This window comes from Rhodococcus sp. NPDC003348 (assembly GCF_053589375.1).
In genome coordinates this window covers 67,331-89,906 of record NZ_JBSFRT010000001.1, presented here as the reverse complement: position 1 = coordinate 89,906, position 22,576 = coordinate 67,331, and the positions used below count along the sequence as shown (strand labels likewise).

Below are 22,576 nucleotides of genomic sequence, written 5' to 3'. Positions count from 1 at the left end.
TTGTCACACTTCACCAAGCCAGCCGTGGGTAGCTGGACCGAGAACTGGCCCGAACTCGGGACCGAGCCCGTCGACTACTCCGATTCCATCGACCCGGAGCACTGGCAGCTCGAACAGCAGGCGATCTTCAAGAAGCTGTGGCTCAATGTCGGACGCGTGGAGCGCCTTCCGAAGACCGGCAGCTACTTCACGCGCGAAATGCCGTCGGTGGGCACCGGCACCTCGATCATCATCGTCAAGGACGGCGACGGTGAGGTCCGGGCGTACTACAACCTCTGCCGGCACCGCGGCAACAAGCTGGTGTGGAACGACTATCCCGGCGAGGAAGTCGCGGGCAGCTGCCGCCAGTTCACCTGCAAGTACCACGCGTGGCGCTACAGCCTGAAGGGCGATCTCACCTTCGTTCAGCAGGAAGGCGAGTTCTTCGACCTCGACAAGGGCGCCTACGGACTGAAGCCGGTGCGGTGCGAGGTCTGGGAAGGCTTCATCTTCGTCAACTTCGACGACGAGGCCGGCCCGCTGGGGGACTATCTCGGCGACTTCGCCAAGGGCCTGGAGGGCTACCCCTTCCACGAGATGACCGAGGTCTACAGCTACCGCTCGGAGATCAACGCCAACTGGAAGCTGTTCATCGACGCGTTCACCGAGTTCTACCACGCACCGATCCTGCACATGAAGCAGGCGACCAAGGACGAGGCAGAGAAGCTGGCCAAGGTCGGGTTCGAGGCGCTGCACTACGACATCAAGGACGACCACGCGATGATCTCGTCGTGGGGTGGGATGTCCCCGCCGAAGGACCTGAACATGGTCAAGCCCATCGAGCGGGTCCTGCACAGCGGCCTGTTCGGCCCGTGGGACCGCCCCGACATCAAGGGCATCCTGCCCGAGGAGCTGCCGCCGGCGATCAATCCTGCTCGCCAGAACACCTGGGGCACGGACTCGTTCGAATTCTTCCCCAACTTCACCCTGCTGTTCTGGGCACCCGGCTGGTACCTGACCTACCACTACTGGCCGACGGCCGTGGACAAGCACATCTTCGAAGCCAACCTCTACTTCGTGCCGCCGAAGAACACTCGCCAGCGACTCTCTCAGGAACTGGCGGCGGTCACCTTCAAGGAATACGCCCTCCAGGACGCGAACACGCTGGAGGCAACACAGACCCAGATCGGCACCCGGGCGGTCACCGACTTCCCGCTGTGCGACCAGGAGATCCTGCTCCGGCACCTGCACAAGACCGCAGGCGACTACGTGGCCAAGCACAAGGCTGCCGCCACGACCAACACGACCGGCGGCACCGCCGCCACGACCAATGGAAAGGTCGCACATGTCTGAGACGACGACTCCCCTGCTGCCGGCCGAGTTCGCCGACCTGGAGCGGTTCGGTGACTGGATCCTCCAGACAGAGCCGGAACGCTACGCAAAGCGCCTTGCCTCGTCGATGGAGGAGATGCAGGATCTCTACGACGTCGGCATGGCACGGCTCGAGGACGTGATGGTCTACCTCGATGCGCGATTCCCTCTGCACGACATGCCCGATGACGCCAAGCGGCTGATGCACTTGATGCAGTCGGTGGTCATGGTGTCGTTCCCGGTCGAGGTGTGGAAGCAGCCCCGCGTGCTCGACAGCGGTGCAGCCTGGGTTGAGATCATCCGAGAGCCGGTGGTCTGACGCCATGCTGACACTCAAGGCGGCCGGCTATCTCGATGTCGACTCCGGCGAGATCGTCCGCCCGGGAATTCTGCGGATCGAAGATGACCGGATCGTCGGTGTCGGCGGCAAACCCGAGGGCGAGGTCGTGGATCTGGGCAACCTGATCCTCGTCCCCGGCCTGATGGACATGGAGGTCAACCTGCTGATGGGTGGACGCGGCGAGAAGCCGGTCTACTCCACCGTGCAGGACGACCCTCCGCTGCGCATGCTGCGTGCGGTGGGCAACGCCCGCCGCACGCTGCGTGCCGGCTTCACCACGGTCCGAAACCTCGGACTGTTCGTCAAGACCGGCGGATACCTGCTCGACGTCGCGCTCGGCAAGGCGATCGACGCGGGCTGGGTCGACGGTCCCCGGATCGTTCCTGCCGGACACGCGATCACCCCGACCGGTGGCCACCTCGACCCGACCATGTTCGCGGCCTTCTCCCCCGGTGTGCTGGACCTGACCATCGAAGAGGGCATCGCCAACGGCGTCGACGAGGTGCGTAAGGCGGTCCGGTACCAGATCAAGCACGGCGCGCAGCTGATCAAGGTCTGCGTCTCGGGCGGGGTCATGTCGCACACCGGAACACCGGGTGCACAACACTATTCGGACGAGGAACTGCGGGCGATCGTCGACGAGGCACACCGGCGGGGACTCCGCGTCGCGTCGCACACCCACGGCGCCGATGCCGTCCGAGCGGCGATCGCCGCGGGGATCGACTGCATCGAGCACGGCTTCCTGCTCGACGACGACGCCATCGAGAAGATGGTGGAGGCGGGCGCCTTCCTGGTTCCGACCACCCGGCTCGCCGACGCGATGGATGTCTCGCACGCACCGAAGGAACTCCAGGAGAAGGCAGCCCTGATGTTCCCCCGCGCCCGGACGTCGGTGAAGAAGGCATACGACGCCGGTGTGAAGATCGCGGTCGGTACCGACGCACCCGCGATCCCCCACGGCAAGAACGCCGACGAGCTCGTCGCGCTGGTCGAGCGCGGGATGCCCCCGCTTGCCGTACTCCGCGCGGCCACGGTCGTGGCGGCCGAGCTGATCAATGCGCCCGACCGCGGTCGGCTCGCCGAGGGATTGCTCGCCGACGTCATCGGTGTTCCCGGGGATCCGTTGCAGGACGTCACCGTCACCCAGAACGTTCAATTCGTCATGAAAGGCGGGAAGGTCTATGTCAACAACGTCGACAACTGACGACCTGGTCGAGATCAACCAACTGCTCGCCGAGTACGCGGTGAACATGACCCGCGGCAACGTCGACGGCGTGATCGCCGTCTTCACCCCCGACGGTACCTACAGTGCGTTCGGCGACGCGTTCCCGCTGGACCAGTTTCCGGAACTGGTTGCGGCCGCTCCCAAGGGACTGTTCATGACCGGCACCGCGCTGATCGACCTGGACGGGGACACCGCCACCGGCACCCAGCCGCTCTGTTTCGTCGAGGAGGCCACCCACGACATGCGGATCGGGTACTACAACGACACCTACGTCCGTACCGCCGACGGCTGGCGGCTGCGCACGCGGGCCATGACGTTCATCCGTCGCAGCGGCGCGCACGATTCCGGGATCCCGCACGCCTTCGAGCGACCGAGCGCCTGATCGTTCATGGACATCGACGAATTCCGTTCGAGTCTGCAGACGTGGCTCGACGAGAACGATCTGGCCCCCGGCCCGGATCATTCGCTCGACGGCCAGGTCGCGCAGTTGGCCCGCGTCCGCCGCGCGCTCCACGACGCGGACTGGATGCGGTACGGCTGGCCCGCCGAGGTCGGGGGCCTCGGCGGACCGGCCGTTCTCCGCGCGGTTCTCGGCGAGGAGGTCGCCACCCGGGACCTGGCCGAGCCCGGGATCTACTCGATGATCGAGGTCCTCGCGCCGACGATGATCTCGTACGCCCGCCCCGAGCTGGCCGCGGAAATGGTCCCGCGACTGCTCAACGGTCGCGAACAATGGTGCCAAGGCTTTTCGGAACCGGGATCGGGCAGTGACCTCGCCTCGCTGAGCACGCGCGCCACCGACCGCGGCGACGGCCACTGGGTGGTCAGCGGCCAGAAGGTCTGGACGAGTCTGGCGCAGTATGCGTCCCGCTGTGTGCTGCTCACCAGGACCGGTCCGGGCCACGACGGCATCACCGCGTTCTTCGTCGACATGGACACCCCCGGCATCACCGTCCGGCCCCTGCGCACGATGCACGGCGTCGACGAGTTCGCCGAGGTGTACTTCGACGACGTCGTCGTGCCTGCCGACCGGATGCTCGGCAAACCCGGGGACGGGTGGCGAGTGGCGATGGACCTGCTTCCACACGAACGGTCCACCTGCTTCTGGCATCGGATCGCGTACCTGTTCACCCGACTCGACCGGGTCGCCGCCGTCGCAACCGAGTCGGATGACGCCGACCTCGGCGCCGCCTACCTGGCCCTGCACACCGCCCGCTGCCGGTCTCACGCCACGCAGCGGCGTCTGGCGGACGGTGCCCGGCTGGGACCGGAGACCTCGATCGACAAGGTGCTGCTCGCCACCTCCGAACAGCGACTGTTCGACACGGCACGGGACGTGCTGCCCGCGACGGTCGAGTTCACCGATCCCGAGTGGCGGACGGAATTCCTGTACTCGCGCGCCGCCACGATCTACGGTGGGACGGCGGAGATTCAGCGCAACATCATCGCGCGTCGACTGCTCAGTTTGGGGGCGGAGTGACCGTTCACGACGTCGAGTTGGACCTGCTCGACGAGACACTGCGCAAGACAATGGCATCCGCGACGGGCGCCGAACTCTATGAGGCCCTCGCCGAGCTCGGCTGGGCGGACATGCTCACGGAGATGCCCGACGTCGCTGTGCCGCTGGTGTTCCGGCTGCTCGGCGAAACGGGCACGCACGCACCACTGGTCAACGACGTCGTGCTCGCCGCGGCAGGCCTGCCCATCGGGTCCACCGTGCCCCTGCCGTCAGCGGGCGGGCATTGGGTGGTGTGGGACCGCACCGGGTCGAACGACACCGGCCTGGACAGTGAGCTTCCGGTCCGAATCGTTCCCTCGGGGAACGACGTTCCCCTCGCTGCGGGGCGCAGAGCGCTCGGATGGTGGCTGGTGGGCAGCAGCCGCGCCATGCTGGCCCTCGCCCGAACCCACGCCCTCGATCGCACTCAGTTCGGCAAGCCGGTCGCGAGTTTTCAGGCGATCCGGCACAAGCTCGCCGAGACGCTGGTCGCCATCGAGGGAGCGGAGGCCACCCTCGACTCCGCGACCGACGATCTCGGCTCACTGCTCGCCAAAGCCGCTGCGGGACAGGCGGCGCTGACTGCCGCACGCCACTGCCAGCAGGTACTCGGCGGCATCGGGTTCACCGCAGAACACGACCTGCACCGGCACGTCCGCCGCACACTGGTACTCGACGGTCTGCTCGGCAGTTCCCGAGAACTGACCAGGGAAGCCGGCGCGATCATCCGCACCCAGGGGTCCGCGCCCCGACTGGTGCACCTGTAGGCGACAGCGAGAACGAAAGGAGTCCGCATGAACATCGACGACATGATCCTGGTGAGCATCGACGACCACGTTGTCGAACCGCTCGACATGTTCGACAGACACGTGCCGGCCAAGTACAAGGACTACGCACCGAAGGTCGTGCTCGACGAGAAGGGCATCGAACGGTGGATCTACCGTGACCGCCCGACCGGCGTCGCAGGACTCAACGCGGTCGTGACGTGGCCCGCCGAGGAGTGGGGACGCGATCCGGCCAGCTACGCCGAGATGCGGCCCGCGGTGTACGACATCCACCAGCGGATCGACGACATGAACGCGAACGGCATCCTCGCCTCGATGTGCTTCCCCACGTTCACCGGGTTCAGCGCGGGCCACCTGAGCCACGCAAAGGACGAGATCACGGTCGCGATGATCGAGGCCTACAACAACTGGCACTTCGAGGAGTGGGACGACGCCTACCCCGGCCGGTTCATCAAGATCGCGATCCTGCCGTTGTGGGATCCGCAGTTGGCAGTGCACGAGATCGAGCGCGTGGCGAAGCTCGGCTGCCACTCGGTCACCATGCCCGAACTACCGCACATCGACGGCCTGCCGAGCTACCACGACATGGACTACTGGGCCCCGGTTCTCCAGGCACTGTCGGACAACGACATGGTGATGAACCTGCACATCGGTCAGGGCTTCGGCGCACTGCGACTGGCCCCGGACTCCCCCATCGACAATCTGATGGTGCTCGCGCCCAGCGTGTCCCAGATCGCGATTCAGGACCTGTTGTGGGGACCTGCGATGCGGCGATTCCCCAAGCTGAAGATCGCCCTGTCCGAGGGCGGAATCGGCTGGATCCCGTTCTTCCTGGACCGCTCCGACCGCCACTACACCAACCAGCGCTGGCTGCGCCGCGACTTCGGCGGGAAGCTGCCCAGCGAGGTCTTCCGCGAGCACGTGATCGCCTGCTATGTCACCGACAAGACCTCGCTCAAGCTCCGGCACGACATCGGCATCGACACCATCGCGTGGGAGTGCGACTACCCGCACTCGGATTCCCTGTGGCCTGACGCCCCCGAGTTCGTGCTGAACGAGCTCACTGCGGCCGGTGCCGACGATTCGGACATCAACAAGATCACCTGGCAGAACGCCTGCCGGTTCCTGAGCTTCGATCCGTTCGCGCACATCCCGCGCGAGGAGGCCACGGTCGGCGCGTTGCGGGCCAAGGCCGTCGACGTCGACATCTCGACGCGCTCGCGCAAGGAATACGCGGCGCTGTACGCGCAGCAGGCCGGCTGAGCCGACCCCGACAGCACTGTGGGGCGGTGCCGAATCCGTAGCGGATTCGGCACCGCCCCACAGTCGTTCACGGGTGGGGTCGTCAGCAGCCCGGCGGCAGGCCGCCGCCGCCACCCTGGATCGAGAGCAGCGCACAGAAGGTGGCCGCGGCGACCTTCCAGGTCCCGTCCTGCTTGACGGCCTGGCCACCCTGATCCGGAAGCACCGGGTTGCCGCCCATCAGCAGGGTGTACGTGACGTCGGCGTTGGTCGCATCGGTCGTGGCGACCTTGGCGACCGTGGCGGTGGTGGCCGACGCCTGCGGATCGGCGGCCATCGCCTCGAGCGCCGGCTGGAAGGTGGCGCCGTTCTCGACGAGACCGGCCCGGGTGGCCGGCGGGGTCGTCCCGTTGAAGAACGCGACGTATGCGTCCGTGATCTCCTTGGTCGCCGCCGGGTCCGCGGCGGCGGCAGCGGTGGTGGTGGCGGCAGCCTTCGTCGTGGTCGTCGCCGCCGTGGCGTCGTCGTCGGAGTCACTGCTGCAGCCGGTGACGCTCGCGGCCAGGACGGCCACGAATCCACAGGCAGCCAGTGCCCGACGGGAGGTCGAAACCCGCATGATCAATCTCCTATCCGGTGAACGGACCCGCCGCCCACCACTGGGTTTTGCGAAACTGCCTGGGACTCTCCGTGTCCGTGTCCGAAACCTGCACGGACATGTGGCAGAAAGAGTCCAGACTCACCAACACCCCGACAGCGGAGCGGGATTGCTCACTGCCAGGGTGTCGACGTCTTCTGTTGTCCTCGCTGCCTACCGGAGCTTGGCCTTCATCTCGTCCAGCTTCACGAGGATCGGGTATCCGCTGACGCTCAGCGCGTTGCCGTGTCCGGTCTGGTGAACGTCGAACACCGACTGGATCGCGGCGTAGAAGCCCTGCACGTCGAGCGTCTGGTTGACAGCGCGCTTGGCCTGCCGGAGTCCGAACGGCGGCATGTCGGCGATCTGCTCGGCCAGCGCCCGGGTCTCGGAGTCCAGCTCGGCGCGGGGCACCACCTTGTTGACCATGCCGACCTTCTCGGCCTCGTCCGCCGTCACCGGGCGTCCCGTGAACAGGATCTCCTTGGCCTTGCGGGCACCGAGTTCCCAGGTGTGGCCGTGGTATTCGACACCGCCGATGCCCATCATCACGACGGGATCCGAGAACGAGGCGTCGTCCGAGGCGACGATGAGGTCGCACGGCCAGCACAGCAGCAGCCCGCCGGCGATGCACTTGCCCTGCACCGCCGCGATCGACGGTTTGGGCACATTGCGCCAACGTAGTGAGTACTCGAGATAGCGACGACTTTCGGCGGCAATGATCCACTCCAGGGTGATGTTCCCGGGCGCGGGCCACTTGCCGTCGTTGAGGTCGTGGCCGGACGAGAAGTGCTTGCCCTCGGCCCGGAGCACGATGACCGCCACCTCGGGATCCTCGGCGGCACGAGTCCAAGCGGCATCGAGCTCGTCGAGCAGGTCGCTGTTCTGGGCGTTCGCCACTTCGGGGCGGTTCAGGGTGATGGTCGCGATCTTGTCGGCGACCTCGTAGAGAATGTACAAGACCCGCTCCTCAGCTTCGGGGAAGGCCGAGCACGCGCTCGGCGACGATGGTGCGCTGGATTTCGGAGGTGCCGCCGGCGATGGTCCCGGCGAAGCTGCGGACGTACCGCTCGAACCAACCGGACGAGAAGTTGTCGAGATTCCACGGGGTGTATGGCGCGGTTGTCGTGGGATGGACGAGACCGTCCGAGCCGGCCGCGCTCAATGCGTGTTCCGCTGCACTCTGCACGGCCTCGGACCCGAGCAGTTTGAGTACCGACAGCGCGGCCACGTCCTGGTTGCCCCGCGCTTCGCGAGCGAGCGCCTGGGAGCCGAGCAACCGCAGCGCCTGGGCGTCCATCACCAGGGTGGCGTAGTGATCGCGGTCCAGTTCGGTCACCGGCCGGAAGTCCTCGATGAGGTCTTCCAGTCGGTCGGCGAAGCTCAGCCACAGCAGGGTGCGCTCGTGACCGAGCGACCCCGTCGCCACGCGCCAGCCCTTGTTCAACTCCCCGACGAGGTTCTCGGCGGGCACCCGGACGTCGGTGAAGAACACCTCGTTGAAGTCGAGGTCGTCCTCGGCGCAGACCGAGGCGAACGGGCGGCGCGTGACGCCGGGGGTGTCGGTCGGGATGAGCAGCACGCTGATCCCCTGGTGCTTGGGGGCGTCCGGGTCGGTGCGCACGAAGGTCAGCAGCACGTCGGCGTCGTGGGCGCCGGAGGTCCAGACCTTCTGCCCGTTCACCACGAAGTGGTCGCCGTCGAGGACGGCCCGGGTGCGCAGCCCCGCCAGGTCGGATCCGGCGCCCGGCTCGCTCATCCCGAGCGCGGCGGTGATCTCGGCACGCAGAATCCTTGCGGCCCAGCGCTCCTTCTGCTCGTCGGTGCCGAACGACAGGAGCGAGGCGGCGATGATGCCGAGCCCCTGCGGATTGAAACTGTGGTAGATCCGGCGCTTGGACAGCTCCTCGAGATGCACGTACTGCTGCAGGATGGTCGCGTTCCGGCCGCCGAACTCGGGTGGATTGCCAGGCAGCAGCCAGCCGTTGTCGAACTGGACGCGCTGCCAGCGTCTGGCCCAGTCCGGGACGTGGGCACTCGAATGGGACCGTTCGCCCGCCTCGGCATCCGTGGGCAGGTGCTCGTCGAGGAAGGCCACGAACTCGGCCCGGAACCGCTCGACGTCGTCGTCAAAGGTCAGTTGCACGCGTACTCCTTGGCAATGTGCGCGTCCCGCGCGGCGGCGATGAGCGCTCGATGCTCGGCCGCGCCGCCGAGCAGCAGCTCACCGACTTTGGCTCGCTTGAGCGCGAACTGAAGGTCGTTCTCCCAGGTGAACCCCATGGCGCCGAACAACTGCAGCCCGTTCCGGAACACCAGGGACTGGCACTCGCCCGCCGCAGCCTTGGCCATCGACGCGGCCACCCGCCGGCGGGGGTCGTCGGCCGCGATCGTCAACGCCGAGTAGTAGGCCAGGGCACGAGCCCGTTCGATGGCGACGTGCATGTCGGTCGCCTTGTGCTGGACCGCCTGGAACGATCCGATCGGCGCACCGAACTGCTCGCGACCGCGAACGTGTTCGAGCGCGAGGTCGAGGATGCGCTGGCACGCACCAACCGTCGTCAATGCCATACCGGTCAGCGCGAGCTCGCGGGCACGGGCCGGGTCGACGTCGCTGCGGGCCTCGTCGCCGATCCGCACTCCGCCGAAGCGGACCTCCGCGAGGTGCAGGACGGGATCGAACACCGGGCTACGAGTCGCGGTCACCTGCTCGGCGGGGACGACGAACACGCCGGCCCCGGTGAGGACCGCGAACCGGTCGGCGCGGTCGCCGTCGAGGACGTGATGGGCCGTGCCGTCGAGCACCCAGTCGCTGCCGACCCGGTGCACGGCGATGCCGTCGTACACCGCCGTACCCGACAGGGCGGGATCGGCAAATGCCGTTGCGAGAGGGGCGAACTGGGTCATGGTCGCGAGATAGGGCGTTGGATCGGTGCTGCGCCCCAGCTCTTCGAGAACGATCGCCAGCTCGACGGCGGCCTCGGGGTCCGTCAACTCGGTCCAGCCCAGATCGACGTACCGCTTCCACAGCGGACCCGGATCCGTACCGTTGTCGACGACATTACGAATCAGCGTGGGCGAACACTCCTTGGCCGTGACGTCACGGACCGTGTCCTGCCATAGCCGCTGATCGGAATCGAACTCGAAGAGCATTCCGACCTGCCTCCTCCATCAGAGCGCGGTGCACAGTATGGAAGCGAGAATAGCATTCTCATTTGATGAAAGTAATAGTCTCTCAAAAGACCGCGCCATGTGACCTGGCGGCGCAATTGCGCCTTACCCTCCGGTACAGTGCTTCCATGTTCGCCATCAATGAGAGAGCGCAGATCCGACCGTGACCGGCGCAAACGAAGAGCCGGCCTGGAAGGCGCGCGCAGTCGAACGCTCCATCAAAACCGCCAAACTCCGCGCGGAACAGCGTGTCCAGCGCTTCCTCGACGCCGCACAGGCGATCATCACCGAGAAGGGCACGACGGACTTCACGGTGCAGGAGGTCGTCGACCGGTCGAAGCAATCCCTGCGCAGCTTCTACCTGCAGTTCGACGGCAAACACGAGTTGCTGCTTGCCCTCTTCGAGGATGCATTGAGCCGCTCCGCGGACCAGATCCGGGCCGCCGCGGCCGGCCAGACCGACCCCATCGAGCAGCTCCGCGTCTCGATCGAGCTCCTCTTCGAGTTCTGCCGCCCCGACCCGACCGCCCAGCGCCCGCTGTTCACGGATTTTGCTCCACAGTTGCTGGTCTCGCATCCGTCCGAGGTCAAGGTCGCACACTCTTCCCTGCTCGCACTGTTCACGGAGCTGATGGAGCGGGCGTACGAAGCCGGAGAACTGCGCGAGGACGTCAACCCCCGCCGCATGGCCGCGATGACGATGCAGACGGTCATGTTCATCGCCCAGTCCAGCGGCGCGACCGACGACGCGACCGTCAAGCCCATCACCGGCGAGGAAGTCTGGACCTTCTGCGCACGGGGGTTCGCACACTCCTAGCGAGAACAACATTCTCTTTTCGGCAGAGTTCTGATTACACTCGGCGGTATGTCCGAGTTGTGGAACGACCTACTCGCCTGCCTCGACCTGCGCCCGGTGGCGGACACCCACGCGGTGTACGAGGGAGACAACCAGCACCTCGAATACCACCGCCTCTTCGGCGGCCAGATCCTCGGCCAGCTCACCCGGGCCGCTGCCCTCGCCTGTCCGGGCAAGGACCTCAAGTCCCTCCACGTCCTCTTCCCCCGCGAGGGCCGGGCCGACGAACCGGTCCGCTACGAGGTGACACGCCAGCACGAGGGACGATCCTTCGCCACGTTGACCGTCGTGGCACGGCAGTCGAAGGGGCCGATCGCCACGGCCACGATCTCGATGCACTCTCCCGAGGACGGCCCGGTGCACCAGTGGGTCCCCGACGTCTCGGCCGTACTGCCCGACCGGCACCGAGCCCATTTCGACCTGATCCCGTGGGAGACCCGAACCACCACGGACCTCGACGCCACCGGCACGGCGGCGCCGGAGTTCGAAATGTGGATGCGCACAACGGAAGTCGATCCGGCTCTCGGGCCGGCACTCGTCGCGTACGCAACCGATCTCAACCTCATCGGCACCGCCCTGCTGTCGGTGGACGGGTTGTGCCAACTCGGCAACGGCACCGCCTTCACCTCCGCGGTCACCTCCCACACCCTGTGGTTCCATCGCCCGCTGCGCACCGACGACTGGCTGCTGCTGCGCCAGCACAGCCCCCTGGTGGCCGGCGGCCGGTGCTTCGGCCGCGGCGACGTCCTCACCTCGGGCGGGAACCTCGTCGCCTCCTACGCCCAGGAAGCGCTCCTTCGCCTGCCCTGACCGCAGCACCCCCCAACCCCTTTCCAGAGTGGAGTCGAATACGTTGCGTGACAGCGGCAGCAGTTCCGAGCAGGCCCGTTCACTCCGGGTCGCGCAGTGGGCCACCGGCAACATCGGAGCCAAGTCGCTGCGCGGCGTCATCGAGCACCCGAATCTCACCCTGGCCGGCGTGTACGTCCACGGCACCGACAAGGTGGGACGGGACGCCGGCGAACTGTGCGGCACGGGCCCGACGGGGATTCTCGCGACGGGGAGCATCGAGGACATCGTCGACGCCGCGGTCGACTGCGTCCTGTACATGCCGCGCGCCTGCGACCACGACGAGGTGTGCCGACTACTCGCATCGGGCATCAACATCGTCACCACTCGCGGCGAGTTCCACCATCCGGCGAGCATGAATCCCGCCGTCCGCGCTCGTGTCGAAGCGGCGTGCGAGCTCGGCGGATCCTCGATCCACAGCACCGGCAGCAGTCCCGGATTCATCACCGAGGCCGTCCCGCTCGTCCTGGCCTCGGTGCAGCGCCGGCTCGAGCACCTGGCCATCGACGAGTTCGCCGATCTCTCCCGGCGCGACTCCCCGGCGATGCTGTTCGAGGTGATGGGGTTCGGCGGCGACCCGACCGTCGACTCACAGCATCGGGCGGCACACCTGCGGGCCAGTTTCGGGCCGTCCCTGCAGTTGCTCGCGGACGGCCTCGGCCTGCCCCTCGACGCGGTCGAGGCGAGCGGGCAGGTGGCCGTCGCGAGACAGACCACGACGATCGCTGCGGGCACCATCGAGGCAGGCACCGTTGCGGCACAACGGGTTACCGTCTCTGGAATGAGGAACGGGCGCGAACTGCTGCGCTTCCGTGCCACCTGGTACTGCACCACCGACATCGAGTGGGATGTACGGGCCACCGGGTGGCATCTCGCGGTCGACGGGGACGCCCCGCTCGACATCGACATCCGGTTCCCGGTGCCACTCGAACGGATGAGCGCGGTCTCCCCCGGCTACACCGCCAACCGCGCCGTCAATACCGTTGCGGCGGTGTGCGGAGCGGCGCCGGGGATCCGCTCGACTCTCGACCTGCCGCAGGCGCTGGCCACATTCGACTGAGTGCCGCGGCGACGGCCACTGCGAAGGCAGGGCCGTCACCGGCGGTGTCGCGGCTCCTGCACATCGGTGCCGGGTTCCCGGCCGAGGAGACGCGCCGCGGCCCGGTAGGGGTCGAGACCCCCGTCCGCGACGGACTCGGCGAGGCCGGCGAGGTCCGGGTCGCTGCGGAGGCGGGACTGGGCCAGTGAGAGGATCTGCGCCAGCGCCTTGGCGATTCGGCGCTCGCGCGTGTCCGCCTGCTGGTGGGTCTCGATCGCATCGACCAGGTCGGTCAGTCCGTCGCCCCGGGAGGCGACGAGTTTGACGATCGGGACCATGACCTCGGTTCGCAGGTCCCGCACCGTCTGGTCGGCACCGTCGCGATCCGCCTTGTTCACCACGATCAGGTCGGCGACCTCGAGCAGTCCTGCCTTTGCTGCCTGAACCGCATCTCCCGCACCGGGATTGAGCACGGCGACGGTGGGGTCGGCAACGGCGGCGATCTCGATCTCGGACTGTCCGACGCCGACGGTCTCCAGCAGGATCAGGTCGTAGGACAGTGCAGCCAGCAGGTGGACGGCCGCGGGCACCGCGGCGGCGAGACCGCCGAGGTGCCCGCGGGTCGCTACCGAACGGATCAGCACGTCGGGATCGTCGATGTGCTGTGCCATCCGGATCCGGTCGCCGAGCAGGGCGCCGCCGCTGTACGGCGAGGACGGATCCACCGCCAGTACTGCCACGCGCATACCGAGTTCGCGATAGGCGCCGACCAGGGCGGCGACGGTTGTCGACTTCCCGGCGCCGGGCGGCCCGGTCACACCGACAACCCGTGTGGTGGCCGGGTCGAGCACCGAGATCACCTCGTCCCGGCGCGGGCTCTCGACCAGGCTCAGCAACCGCCCGACCGCCCGGGTCGACCCTGCCCGCGCGGCCGCGACGAGTTCCGGGACACTGGCCGCCGCCGGCTCCGGAACACCGGTCGCGGGCCGCCCGGAGACACCTGTCACGGCGCGGGGACCTCGATCACCGTGGCCGACCCCATGCCGCCCCCGGCACACATGGCCGCGACACCGATTCCGCCACCGCGACGGCGCAACTCGTGCACCAGCGTGACCAGCATCCGGGCCCCGGACGCGGCGACCGGATGTCCGAGCGAGCACCCACTGCCACTGACGTTGACCTTGTCCGGGTCGATGTCGAGCAGTTTGACGGTGGCCACGCACATCGCGGCGAAGGCCTCGTTGATCTCGAACAGGTCGACGTCGCAGAAGGTCATTCCCGCGCGGGCGAGGGCCTTCGGGATCGCCTCGACCGGGGCGAGACCGGTCCGGGAGGGGTCCACTGCGACCGACGCCCAGGACCGGACCGTGGCCAGCGCGGGCAGTCCCAGGTCGGAGCTCGCGATGGTGAGCGCGGCGGCGGCGTCGTTGGCGCCGCACGCGTTGCCTGCCGTGATGCTGAACCCCTCGATCTCGGGATGCAGCGGCTTGAGCGAGGCGAGCTTCTCCATGCTGGTGTCACGACGCGGATGCTCGTCGACGGAGAACAGGCCGTGCGGGGTGTCGATCGGGACGATCTCCTCCTTGAACCGGCCCTCCTCGATGGCCTGCACCGCGTTTCGGTGTGACCGCAGCGCCCACGCGTCCATCTCCTCGCGCGACACCCCCGCTTCCACCGCGGCGTTCCAGCCGACGGTGATCGACATGTCGCGGTTGGGTGCATCCGGACGGTCGGGGTGGGTGGGCGACATCCACGGCACCCACTCGTCCCCGACCCGGGTCAACGACCGCGGTGCGGTGGACGCGGAGTTCACGCCGCCGGCGATCACGAGCGAGTCCATGCCGGCGCGGATGCTCGCGGCCGCGGTCTGGACCGCTCCCTGCCCGGCCGCACAGTGCCGGTTGAGGGCGAGACCGGGAACGCTCGTCAACCCGGCGGTGATCGCGGCGTGTCGCGCGATCACGCCGCCGCCGTGCAGTCCCTCGGCGAGGATCACGTCGTCGATGCGGCCAGGGTCGAGCCCCTCGGCCGCGGCGGCGACCACGTGGTGCGCCAGGTCGAAGGCACTGGTGTCACGGAGGGTGCCCTTCCCGGCGGTACCGATGGGCGTACGCAGGGCGGACACGATGACAGCATCAGGCATTGGCATTCTCCAGTTCGGCGATAAGATTGCGGCGCAACAGCTTTCCGGTCTCGGTCTTGGGAAGATCGGCACGGAAGACGATGGTGTCGGGTGTCTTCGAGGAGCGCAGCCGTTCCCGGACCCAGTTCGTGAGCTCGACCGGGTCCGCGTCACCGACGAGCACCGCGACGATGCGCTGCCCCCATTCCGCGTCGGCGACGCCGATCACCGCGGCCTCGACGACTCCCGGATGGGCGAGCAGCACGTCCTCGATCTCCGCCGGCGCGATGTTCTCGCCGCCACGGATGATGGTGTCGTCGGCGCGGCCCTCCACGAACAGGTACCCGTCCGCGTCGATCCGGCCGAGATCGCGGGTGGCGAACCAGCCGTCGGCGTCGAGGACGCTGCGCTTGCCGTACTCACCGGAGATCTGCTCGCCTCGGACGAACACGAGTCCGGTCTCGCCGGCGGGGACGGGGTCGCCGCTTTCGGTCCGCACCGCGATCTCGATGCCCGGCAGCGGCCTCCCGACCGATCCGAGGCGGTCCCGGACCGCGGGATCGCTCGACGCGAACGCCTCGCGGTGATCCTCCGGCGACAGCACCGCCACCGAGGACGCCGTCTCGGTCAGCCCGTACGCGTTGACGAATCCGGTGTCCGGGAAGGCCCGCAGGGCGTGCTCGAGGACCGGGCGCGGGGTCCGGGATCCGCCGTACGCGAGGCTGTGCAGCGTCGGGGTGGCCGCGTCGTCGTCACCCAGTTCGTTCACGATGCGCGCCAGCATCGTCGGCACGAGCATCGCGTGCGTGACCCCTTCGCGCCGAACGGTGGCGAGCCATTCCGTCGGGTCGAACGCGGGCAGGTAGACCACCCGGCGGCCGGTGTACAGGTTCGAGAGCAGATTGGTCAGCCCGGCGATGTGATACGGCGGCACCGCGACCAATGCCGCGTCGGTGGCGTCCGAGGAACCGAACTCCAGCGTGTTCAGCACGTAGGCGAGCAGGTGCCGGTGCCGCAGCACCGCGGGCTTCGGGTCCGACGTGGTCCCGCTGGTGTAGATGATCGCGGCGACGGCGTCTCCGTCCCACTCCGGCAGCGGTTCGGCGGCGGACGGGTCCGACTCAGGCGACTCAGGCGCACCGTCGGCGGTGTCCGACTCAGGCGCACCGAGAAACGCGTCGAGGTCGCCGGGTTCGAGGACGAGGGCACCGGGGTGCTTGTCCCGAAGTGCGGTGAGCTGGTTGTCCCCGAGTCGGTAGTTGAGCGGGACGAACGGCACGCCGGCGAGGGCGGCACCGAACAGCGCCACCGGGTAGGCCGGATGGTTGGCACCCAGGTAGAGCACCGCCGGCTGGTCTCGGAAGCGGGCGGCGGCTCTATGGGCCTGATCCAGTAACTGTGCCGAGGTCAGCGACCGTCCGGCACCGGTCACGGCGATCCGATCGCCATCCGCTGCGGCCATTTCTAGAATCATGCTGATGTTCATGAGAACATGATTCTCTCAGCACGAGAGCAATAGTTGCAAGAAGGGAAATCAATATGCAGATCAATGGCAGCTCCGCGATCGTCGTGGGCGGCACGGGGGGCCTCGGCGACGCCACCGTTCGACGCCTCCACTCCGCCGGCGCCAAGGTGGTCGTCGCGGACGTCAACGACGACAAGGGCAAGGCGCTCGAGGAGGAGCTGGGTGTTCGCTACGTGCGCACCGACGCCGGAGACGAGGCGTCGGTGAGCGCCGCCGTAGCCGAAGCGGAGTCGCTCGGCCCGCTGCGCATCTCCGTGGACTGCCACGGCGGCCCGGCCGGCGGCGGACGGCTGGTCGGCAAGGACGGCAGCCCGATGTCGCTCGACGCATTCCGCACGACCATCGACTCGTACCTGATCTCGGTGTTCAACGTGATGCGGCTGTCCGCGGCCGCCATCGCCAAGACCGAACCGCTGGAGGAGGGAGGGCGCGGAGTCATCGTCAACACCGCCTCCATCGCGGCGTACGAGGGCCAGATCGGCCAGCTGCCGTACTCCGCCGCGAAGGGCGGTGTCGTCGGCATGACCCTGGTCGCGGCCCGCGACCTGTCCCCGCTCGGCATCCGGGTGTGCACCATCGCGCCCGGTACCTTCCTCACGCCGGCCTACGGCAAGGCCGGCGACCAGCTCGAGGCGTACTGGGGCCCGCAGGTCCCGCACCCCAAGCGGATGGGCCGCTCCCCCGAGTACGCGACCCTCGTCGCGTCCATCGTCGAGAACGACTACCTCAACGGCGAGGTGATTCGCCTCGACGGCGCGCTGCGGTTCCCGCCGAAGTGACACCCCTCGCAGGCAAGGTTGCATTCGTCGCCGGCGCGAGCCGCGGCATCGGTGCGGCCGTCGCCGCGGCGCTCGCGGAGGCGGGCGCCGCGGTCGCGGTGGCCGCCCGATCCGAGACCGAGGGCCGGATCCCGGGCACGATCGGCGCGGTTGCGGACCGGATCACCGCATCCGGCGGCCGCGCACTGGCCGTGCCGTGCGACGTCACCGACGAGGCGTCGGTCGAGGCCGCGGTGGCCGCGACCGTCGCCGAGTTCGGCGGGATCGACATCCTGGTCGCCAACGCCGGAGTGCTCTGGCAGGGACCGATCGAGTCCACCCCGCTCAAACGGTGGCAGCTGTGTCTGGACGTCAATCTGACCGGAGTGTTCCTGGTGACCAAGGCCGTGATCCCGCATGTGCGGGCGCGCGGCGGCGGCTCATTGATCGCGGTGACCACGACCGGCGTCGCCATGACGGATCGCGGCTCGAACGCGTACTGGGTGTCGAAGGCCGCGGCCGAGCGTCTCTACCTGGGACTGGCCGCGGACCTTCAGTCCGACAACATCGCGGTGAACTGTCTGAGCCCGTCGCGGGTCGTGCTGACCGAGGGCTGGACGGCGGGTGGCAGCGGAATCGAGATCCCACCGGAGATGGTCGAACCACCGGAGACCATGGGCGCGGCGGCAGTGCTGCTCGCCGCACAGGAAGGAGCCAGCATCACCGGCACCGTGCAGCGTTCGGAATCGCTTGTCCAGCAGCGCTGAACAGATCGATCCCGTCCGACATGCGGTCGGGGACACGCGAGCAGGAGCCCCTGTCCCCGACCGCTACGAGGATCGCCGGTCCTCGCTATCCTCCCGACGGGCGACCAGCGTCTCCTCCGACAGCGGCGCCCGGAGCAGGCCCTCCCAGGCGTCGACGAGTGTGGACAACTCGGCCCGGCTCGGCGCCCCACCCGCCCGGTCGTAGCGGGCCAGCGTCCGAAGCGCGCTCTCGTACACCATCGAGATCCGCGGCCGGCGCAACTCCTCCGGAACGTCGGTGAGTGCTGCCTGCAGTGCCCGGTCGATCGCCATTCCGCTGGCGGTCATGGTGGGGTCTGCAGACTTGAAGGCGTCGCCCAGCAAGTCGGTTTCGATCAAACGGTCGAGCAGACCCACGTAGTGGTTGCCGTTCCGAAGGCTGTCGGCCAGCGGCTGCACGAATCCCCACAGCGCCTCGCGCAGGGTCAACCGGCGTGCACCCGCACTCATCCGGCGAACGAGAGCATCCCGGTCGGCACTGATCGCCGGCAATCGGTGCTCGAAGACTGCGCGCAGCAGGTTCTCCTTCGAGCCGAAGTAGTAGCTGATCACGGAAGCATTGTTCTGGCCTGCGGCACTGCGGATCTCGGCGAGGGTGACGCCCTCGTACCCGCGCCGCGCGAACAGCCGTTCGGCCGTCTCGACCAGCAGCACCCGCGTTTCCTCACCCGCGCTGTAGCGGCCACGTCTGGCGGTCATGGGCGACCACCGTATCGCAACGCCGCAACCCGTCCTCCCCCGAACAACCCGTCCGAAAACACTCCGCTCCAGCGCATTACCGCAGATCCGACGACTTGTAAACGGTTCTTCGCATCCGGATCGGATGCGTTCGCAAATTAATGCCCGTTGATTACTTTTGCCGTCATCCAGTCCAGCCCGAGAGACCGAAGGACGCGACGATGACGACGCTCGAACTGCCCACCCTGACCATCGTGCCGCTGGCCGGCGCGATCGGCGCCGAGGTGCACGGCCTGCAGGTCGGCAACCTGAGCGATGCCGACTTCGCGTCGGTCAAGGACGCCCTCTACACCCACCACGTGCTGTTCTTCCCCGGGCAGGGAACCGATCCCGCCATCCACCGGGCCTTCTCGCAGCACTTCGGCGAGATCGTGTACCCGCACGAACACCTGGCGAATCTCGGCGACGCGGGATACCGCGAGATCAGTGTCATCAGCACCGACAACGGCAGTGCCTACCAGGCCAATCGCTGGCACTGTGACGTCGCGTGGCGCGCCGCCCCTTCTCGGTTCAGCGTCCTGCACATGCAGGTTCTGCCGGAGGCAGGCGGCGACACCCTGTGGTCGAACCAGTACGCCGCACTGGACGCGCTGTCCGCTCCGATCCGGGAGGCGCTGTACGGGCTGACCGCCACACACCGGATCGCCCCGCAGCCGGGAGTACCCGAGGCATCCCATCCCCTGGTGATCCGCCATCCCGAAACCGGCCGCGAGGCGTTGTTCGTCAACGACCTGTTCACCGCACGGATCAACGAACTCTCCGACGACGAGAGCAGCGCGCTGCTCGGTCTGCTCAAGTCGGTGTCGATCCGGCCCGAGTTCACCGTCCGGCGCCGCTGGAGCGTCGGGGACATCGCGATCTGGGACAACCATTTCGTGCAGCACAACGCGATCTACGACTACGGCGACGCGCCGCGGCGCATCCATCGCATCGAGGTCGCCCCCGAAGCGCCCGTCCCGGCACGCTGAATCGGCCAGTCCACTCCCATTCCCGCTCGCACACAGGAGAACCCGTGACCACCACCGAGATTCGTCCCACCACCGCAGCCGACATCTACGCGGCCGGGGGCATCACCGTCACCAAGCTCGGCGAGAACATCGGCGCCCTGATCGAGGGTGTGCACGTCTCCGGGGACATCCCCGCCGAGACCGCCTTCGCGATCCGCTACGCCCTCGCCGCGAACAAGGTCGTCGTCTTCCGCGGCCAGCACCACGTCACCGACGACATCCAGTACCAGTTCGCCGGCACCCTCGGGTCGCAGACCACCACCCACCCGACGCTGACCTCCGAGGACAACCGCACGCTCGTCATCGAGGGCGCCGCCAACAGCTGGCACACCGACGTCAGCTTCATCGACCGGATCCCGAAGGCATCGGTCCTGCGGGCCGTCGACATCCCGCCCTACGGCGGCGCCACCACCTGGGCCTCGACCAGCGCCGCCTACGAGCAGCTTCCCGCTCCGCTCAAGGCCCTCGTCGACAATCTGTGGGCGGTGCACTCGAACGAGTACGACTACGCCGGCGTGCACGCCGATCGCAAAGGCATTGCAGTCAACCGCCACGAGACGATGCAGAACTTCACCCGCCTGAAGTTCGAGACCGAGCACCCGGTCGTGCGTGTGCACCCCGAGACCGGTGAGAAGGCACTGCTGGTCGGCCACTTCGTGAAGAACTTCGTCGGTCTCAAGACCAACGAATCGGCCGCGCTGTACCAGCTGCTGCAGGACCGGATCATCAAGCTGGAGAACACCCTTCGCTGGGCCTGGACCCCGGGCGACCTGGTGATCTGGGACAACCGCGCCACCCAGCACTACGGCATCGCCGACTTCGGCGAGGGCAAGCGCAGTGTGCACCGGGTGACCCTGGCCGGCGACGTCCCGGTCTCCGTCGACGGCGAGACCAGCCGCATCATCGAAGGCGACGCCTCGCACTTCTCGGTCGTCGACACCCCCGACCGCTTCCCCGGCTTCGACGCCTGACCCTCCCCACCCGATCCGCGGCACCGGCCGCCCCGCCCCTCGTGGCGGCCGGTGCCGCACCCTTCGAAAGGAACCCTCCCGTGTTCAGCCGCTCATCCTCCCGCCTGCGTCGCCCCGTGCTCGGTGCGATCGCGATGTCCCTCGCCGGTGCACTGGCCGTCGCGGGATGTAGCTCGGCGGTCGACCAGGCGGCGGCCGATGCCGGCGCCGAGGTCACCGAGGGCGGCGTCCTCCGGATCGGCGACGGCGGCGACCTGATCCCGGCCACGATCTACGCGGGCGCGCTCGCGCAGGCCACCGTCACCGGGCTGGTCTACGACACCCTGATCCGCTACCCGGCCGAGGGCCTCGACGCACAGCCGGATCTGGCGAAGTCCTGGGAAATCTCCCCCGACGGTCTGACGGTGCGGCTCGCACTGCGCGAAGGCGTGACGTTCCACGACGGCAGGCCGCTCACCTCCCAGGACGTCGAGTTCAGTCTCCGCAACTACGCCGACCCGCGCCGCGCCGGACAGCTCGCCCGCACCGCCGCGCTGATCAGCGCCTACGACACCACCGACCCGAACGCCGTCGTGCTGACCCTGTCCCAGCCCGCCGCGAACCTGCTCGACCTTTTCGACATCGTGCCGATCATCGACCGCAACACGATCGCCGACTTCGAAACCGGCAAGGCGTACAACGGAACCGGGGCGTTCCGCTTCACCGGGTGGAAGCCCGGATCGTCGATCACCTTCGAGGCCAACAAGCAGTACTGGGACGGCGCACCCCACCTGGACGGCGTCGAGTACGTCATCGTCCCGGACGCCCAGACCCGTGTCTCGCAACTGCGCTCGGGCCAGCTCGACCTGCTGCTCACGGCATCGCCGCGGGACGCGGACCAACTCGCCTCGGACCCGAACTTCCAGGTGATCGACCAGCACGGTGTCGAACGCACCTGGTACGTCGGTGCGGATGTGGCGGCACCCGGGCTGAGCGATGTCCGCCTGCGCAAGGCGATCGCATATGCCATCGATCGCGAGCGGATCCTCACCGATGTGTACCAGGGGCACGGTGACACCGGCAGTCTGCCGTGGCCCGAGTACTCCCCGGCGTACGACGCCGAGCTCGACAAGACCTACACGAAGGATCCGGAACGGGCGAAGGCTCTGGTCGCCGAGATCGGGACCGTCCCGGTCATTCCGATCTCCTACACCACCGGATCCACCGAATCCGAGGCGACCGCGCAGATCATCCAGGCGGATCTCGCTGCGGTGGGGATCCAGACGACGCTGACGCCACTGGACCAGGCGACGACCCTCAAGAACCTCATCGGCGGCACCTACGGCGGGCTGTGGATCACCGCCCACACCTACGCCCAGTACACCCCGGTGACGCTGCCGACCAGCGCGTACCCGTTCAACGCGAACAAGAACACCTCGAACTTCGTCGACCCGGACTACCAGCGCGCGGTCGAGACGGCGTGGAGGATCGTCGATCCGACCAGCGCCGAGGCGGAGGCCGCCTACCGGACGCTGAACACCGAACTGCTCGACAACGCCTTCGTGATCGGCCTGCACAACAGCGAGGCGCAGCTCGCGGCCGGCGCCGACGTCCACGGTGTCGAGTGGTCCAAGAAGGCCGAACTCGACCTGAGCAACGCCTATCTGGGCGGGTGATC

At 67.9% G+C, this 22,576-nt stretch carries 23 protein-coding genes; 15 read left to right on the top strand and 8 right to left on the bottom strand.

Going from position 1 to position 22,576, the window contains the following annotated elements:
* From ACWDU4_RS00460 to ACWDU4_RS00430, 7 genes are read left to right on the top strand one after another with little or no spacing between them, the layout of a single operon-like run.
* On the top strand, positions 1 to 1,332 hold the full coding sequence (locus tag ACWDU4_RS00460; RefSeq protein ID WP_450111869.1) for an aromatic ring-hydroxylating oxygenase subunit alpha: 1,332 nt from the start codon (positions 1 to 3) through the stop codon (positions 1,330 to 1,332).
* Positions 1,325 to 1,669, top strand: a complete 345-nt coding sequence (locus ACWDU4_RS00455; RefSeq protein ID WP_450111868.1) for a hypothetical protein — start codon at positions 1,325 to 1,327, stop codon at positions 1,667 to 1,669. Before ACWDU4_RS00460 ends, ACWDU4_RS00455 begins: the two co-directional genes overlap by 8 nt.
* Positions 1,670 to 1,673: 4 nt before the next feature.
* Complete coding sequence (locus tag ACWDU4_RS00450; protein ID WP_450111867.1) at positions 1,674 to 2,894, top strand: amidohydrolase family protein; 1,221 nt, start codon at positions 1,674 to 1,676, stop codon at positions 2,892 to 2,894.
* Complete coding sequence (locus ACWDU4_RS00445; protein WP_450111866.1) at positions 2,872 to 3,297, top strand: nuclear transport factor 2 family protein; 426 nt, start codon at positions 2,872 to 2,874, stop codon at positions 3,295 to 3,297. The genes ACWDU4_RS00450 and ACWDU4_RS00445 overlap by 23 nt, the downstream gene beginning before the upstream one ends.
* Positions 3,298 to 3,303: 6 nt before the next feature.
* Complete coding sequence (locus tag ACWDU4_RS00440; RefSeq protein ID WP_450111865.1) at positions 3,304 to 4,395, top strand: acyl-CoA dehydrogenase family protein; 1,092 nt, start codon at positions 3,304 to 3,306, stop codon at positions 4,393 to 4,395.
* Positions 4,396 to 4,445: 50 nt separating this feature from the next.
* Complete coding sequence (locus tag ACWDU4_RS00435) at positions 4,446 to 5,180, top strand: acyl-CoA dehydrogenase family protein (RefSeq protein ID WP_450112042.1); 735 nt, start codon at positions 4,446 to 4,448, stop codon at positions 5,178 to 5,180.
* 27 nt (positions 5,181 to 5,207) lie between these two features.
* Entirely contained in the window at positions 5,208 to 6,461 is a 1,254-nt protein-coding gene (locus ACWDU4_RS00430; RefSeq protein ID WP_450111864.1) for an amidohydrolase family protein, read from the top strand.
* A gap of 82 nt (positions 6,462 to 6,543) precedes the next feature.
* On the opposite strand, the gene ACWDU4_RS00425 is transcribed toward ACWDU4_RS00430, so the two are convergent.
* The 4 genes from ACWDU4_RS00425 to ACWDU4_RS00410 form a co-directional block, all read right to left on the bottom strand.
* Positions 6,544 to 7,059 carry a hypothetical protein gene (locus tag ACWDU4_RS00425; protein ID WP_450111863.1) on the bottom strand — a complete coding sequence of 172 codons (516 nt, stop codon included), beginning with the start codon at positions 7,057 to 7,059 and terminating at the stop codon, positions 6,544 to 6,546.
* Between the two features lie 192 nt (positions 7,060 to 7,251).
* Entirely contained in the window at positions 7,252 to 8,037 is a 786-nt protein-coding gene (locus ACWDU4_RS00420) for an enoyl-CoA hydratase (RefSeq protein WP_450111862.1), read from the bottom strand.
* A gap of 10 nt (positions 8,038 to 8,047) precedes the next feature.
* The gene (locus ACWDU4_RS00415) at positions 8,048 to 9,223 is read right to left on the bottom strand and encodes an acyl-CoA dehydrogenase family protein (protein ID WP_450111861.1); all 1,176 of its coding nucleotides are present in this window, start codon (positions 9,221 to 9,223) and stop codon (positions 8,048 to 8,050) included.
* Positions 9,214 to 10,230, bottom strand: a complete 1,017-nt coding sequence (locus tag ACWDU4_RS00410) for an acyl-CoA dehydrogenase family protein (protein ID WP_450111860.1) — start codon at positions 10,228 to 10,230, stop codon at positions 9,214 to 9,216. Before ACWDU4_RS00410 ends, ACWDU4_RS00415 begins: the two co-directional genes overlap by 10 nt.
* A gap of 181 nt (positions 10,231 to 10,411) precedes the next feature.
* Here ACWDU4_RS00410 and ACWDU4_RS00405 point away from each other — a divergent pair, with 181 nt between their 5' ends.
* From ACWDU4_RS00405 to ACWDU4_RS00395, 3 genes are read left to right on the top strand one after another with little or no spacing between them, the layout of a single operon-like run.
* Positions 10,412 to 11,065, top strand: coding sequence for a TetR/AcrR family transcriptional regulator (locus tag ACWDU4_RS00405; protein WP_450111859.1), 654 nt, complete (start codon positions 10,412 to 10,414; stop codon positions 11,063 to 11,065).
* A gap of 48 nt (positions 11,066 to 11,113) precedes the next feature.
* Positions 11,114 to 11,914 (top strand): acyl-CoA thioesterase, encoded by an 801-nt coding sequence (locus ACWDU4_RS00400; RefSeq protein ID WP_450111858.1) that lies wholly within the window; start codon positions 11,114 to 11,116, stop codon positions 11,912 to 11,914.
* A gap of 28 nt (positions 11,915 to 11,942) precedes the next feature.
* Complete coding sequence (locus ACWDU4_RS00395; protein ID WP_450111857.1) at positions 11,943 to 13,013, top strand: NAD(P)H-dependent amine dehydrogenase family protein; 1,071 nt, start codon at positions 11,943 to 11,945, stop codon at positions 13,011 to 13,013.
* Positions 13,014 to 13,048: 35 nt separating this feature from the next.
* Here the strand turns inward: ACWDU4_RS00395 and meaB are convergent, their stop codons facing one another.
* From meaB to ACWDU4_RS00380, 3 genes are read right to left on the bottom strand one after another with little or no spacing between them, the layout of a single operon-like run.
* Positions 13,049 to 13,999: a methylmalonyl Co-A mutase-associated GTPase MeaB gene (gene meaB / locus ACWDU4_RS00390; protein WP_450111856.1), complete on the bottom strand. Its 951-nt coding sequence runs from the start codon at positions 13,997 to 13,999 to the stop codon at positions 13,049 to 13,051.
* Entirely contained in the window at positions 13,996 to 15,135 is a 1,140-nt protein-coding gene (locus ACWDU4_RS00385; protein WP_450111855.1) for a thiolase family protein, read from the bottom strand. Before ACWDU4_RS00385 ends, meaB begins: the two co-directional genes overlap by 4 nt.
* A complete protein-coding gene (locus ACWDU4_RS00380; protein ID WP_450111854.1) occupies positions 15,128 to 16,600 on the bottom strand; it encodes a class I adenylate-forming enzyme family protein in 1,473 nt (490 codons plus the stop codon). Before ACWDU4_RS00380 ends, ACWDU4_RS00385 begins: the two co-directional genes overlap by 8 nt.
* A gap of 53 nt (positions 16,601 to 16,653) precedes the next feature.
* Between ACWDU4_RS00380 and ACWDU4_RS00375 the strand changes: the two genes are divergently transcribed.
* Both ACWDU4_RS00375 and ACWDU4_RS00370 read left to right on the top strand, forming a co-directional pair.
* Positions 16,654 to 17,418 (top strand): SDR family NAD(P)-dependent oxidoreductase, encoded by a 765-nt coding sequence (locus tag ACWDU4_RS00375; protein WP_450111853.1) that lies wholly within the window; start codon positions 16,654 to 16,656, stop codon positions 17,416 to 17,418.
* Positions 17,415 to 18,164 (top strand): SDR family NAD(P)-dependent oxidoreductase, encoded by a 750-nt coding sequence (locus ACWDU4_RS00370; protein WP_450111852.1) that lies wholly within the window; start codon positions 17,415 to 17,417, stop codon positions 18,162 to 18,164. The genes ACWDU4_RS00375 and ACWDU4_RS00370 overlap by 4 nt, the downstream gene beginning before the upstream one ends.
* Before the next feature lie 63 nt (positions 18,165 to 18,227).
* On the opposite strand, the gene ACWDU4_RS00365 is transcribed toward ACWDU4_RS00370, so the two are convergent.
* On the bottom strand, positions 18,228 to 18,902 hold the full coding sequence (locus ACWDU4_RS00365; RefSeq protein WP_450111851.1) for a TetR/AcrR family transcriptional regulator: 675 nt from the start codon (positions 18,900 to 18,902) through the stop codon (positions 18,228 to 18,230).
* Positions 18,903 to 19,102: 200 nt separating this feature from the next.
* On the opposite strand from ACWDU4_RS00365, the gene ACWDU4_RS00360 reads away from it, so the two are divergent.
* From ACWDU4_RS00360 to ACWDU4_RS00350, 3 genes are all read left to right on the top strand, one after another.
* The gene (locus tag ACWDU4_RS00360; protein ID WP_450111850.1) at positions 19,103 to 19,909 is read left to right on the top strand and encodes a TauD/TfdA dioxygenase family protein; all 807 of its coding nucleotides are present in this window, start codon (positions 19,103 to 19,105) and stop codon (positions 19,907 to 19,909) included.
* A gap of 44 nt (positions 19,910 to 19,953) precedes the next feature.
* Positions 19,954 to 20,919, top strand: a complete 966-nt coding sequence (locus ACWDU4_RS00355; protein ID WP_450111849.1) for a TauD/TfdA dioxygenase family protein — start codon at positions 19,954 to 19,956, stop codon at positions 20,917 to 20,919.
* Between the two features lie 80 nt (positions 20,920 to 20,999).
* On the top strand, positions 21,000 to 22,574 hold the full coding sequence (locus ACWDU4_RS00350) for an ABC transporter substrate-binding protein (protein ID WP_450111848.1): 1,575 nt from the start codon (positions 21,000 to 21,002) through the stop codon (positions 22,572 to 22,574).
* The last annotated feature ends 2 nt before the right edge of the window (positions 22,575 to 22,576 follow it).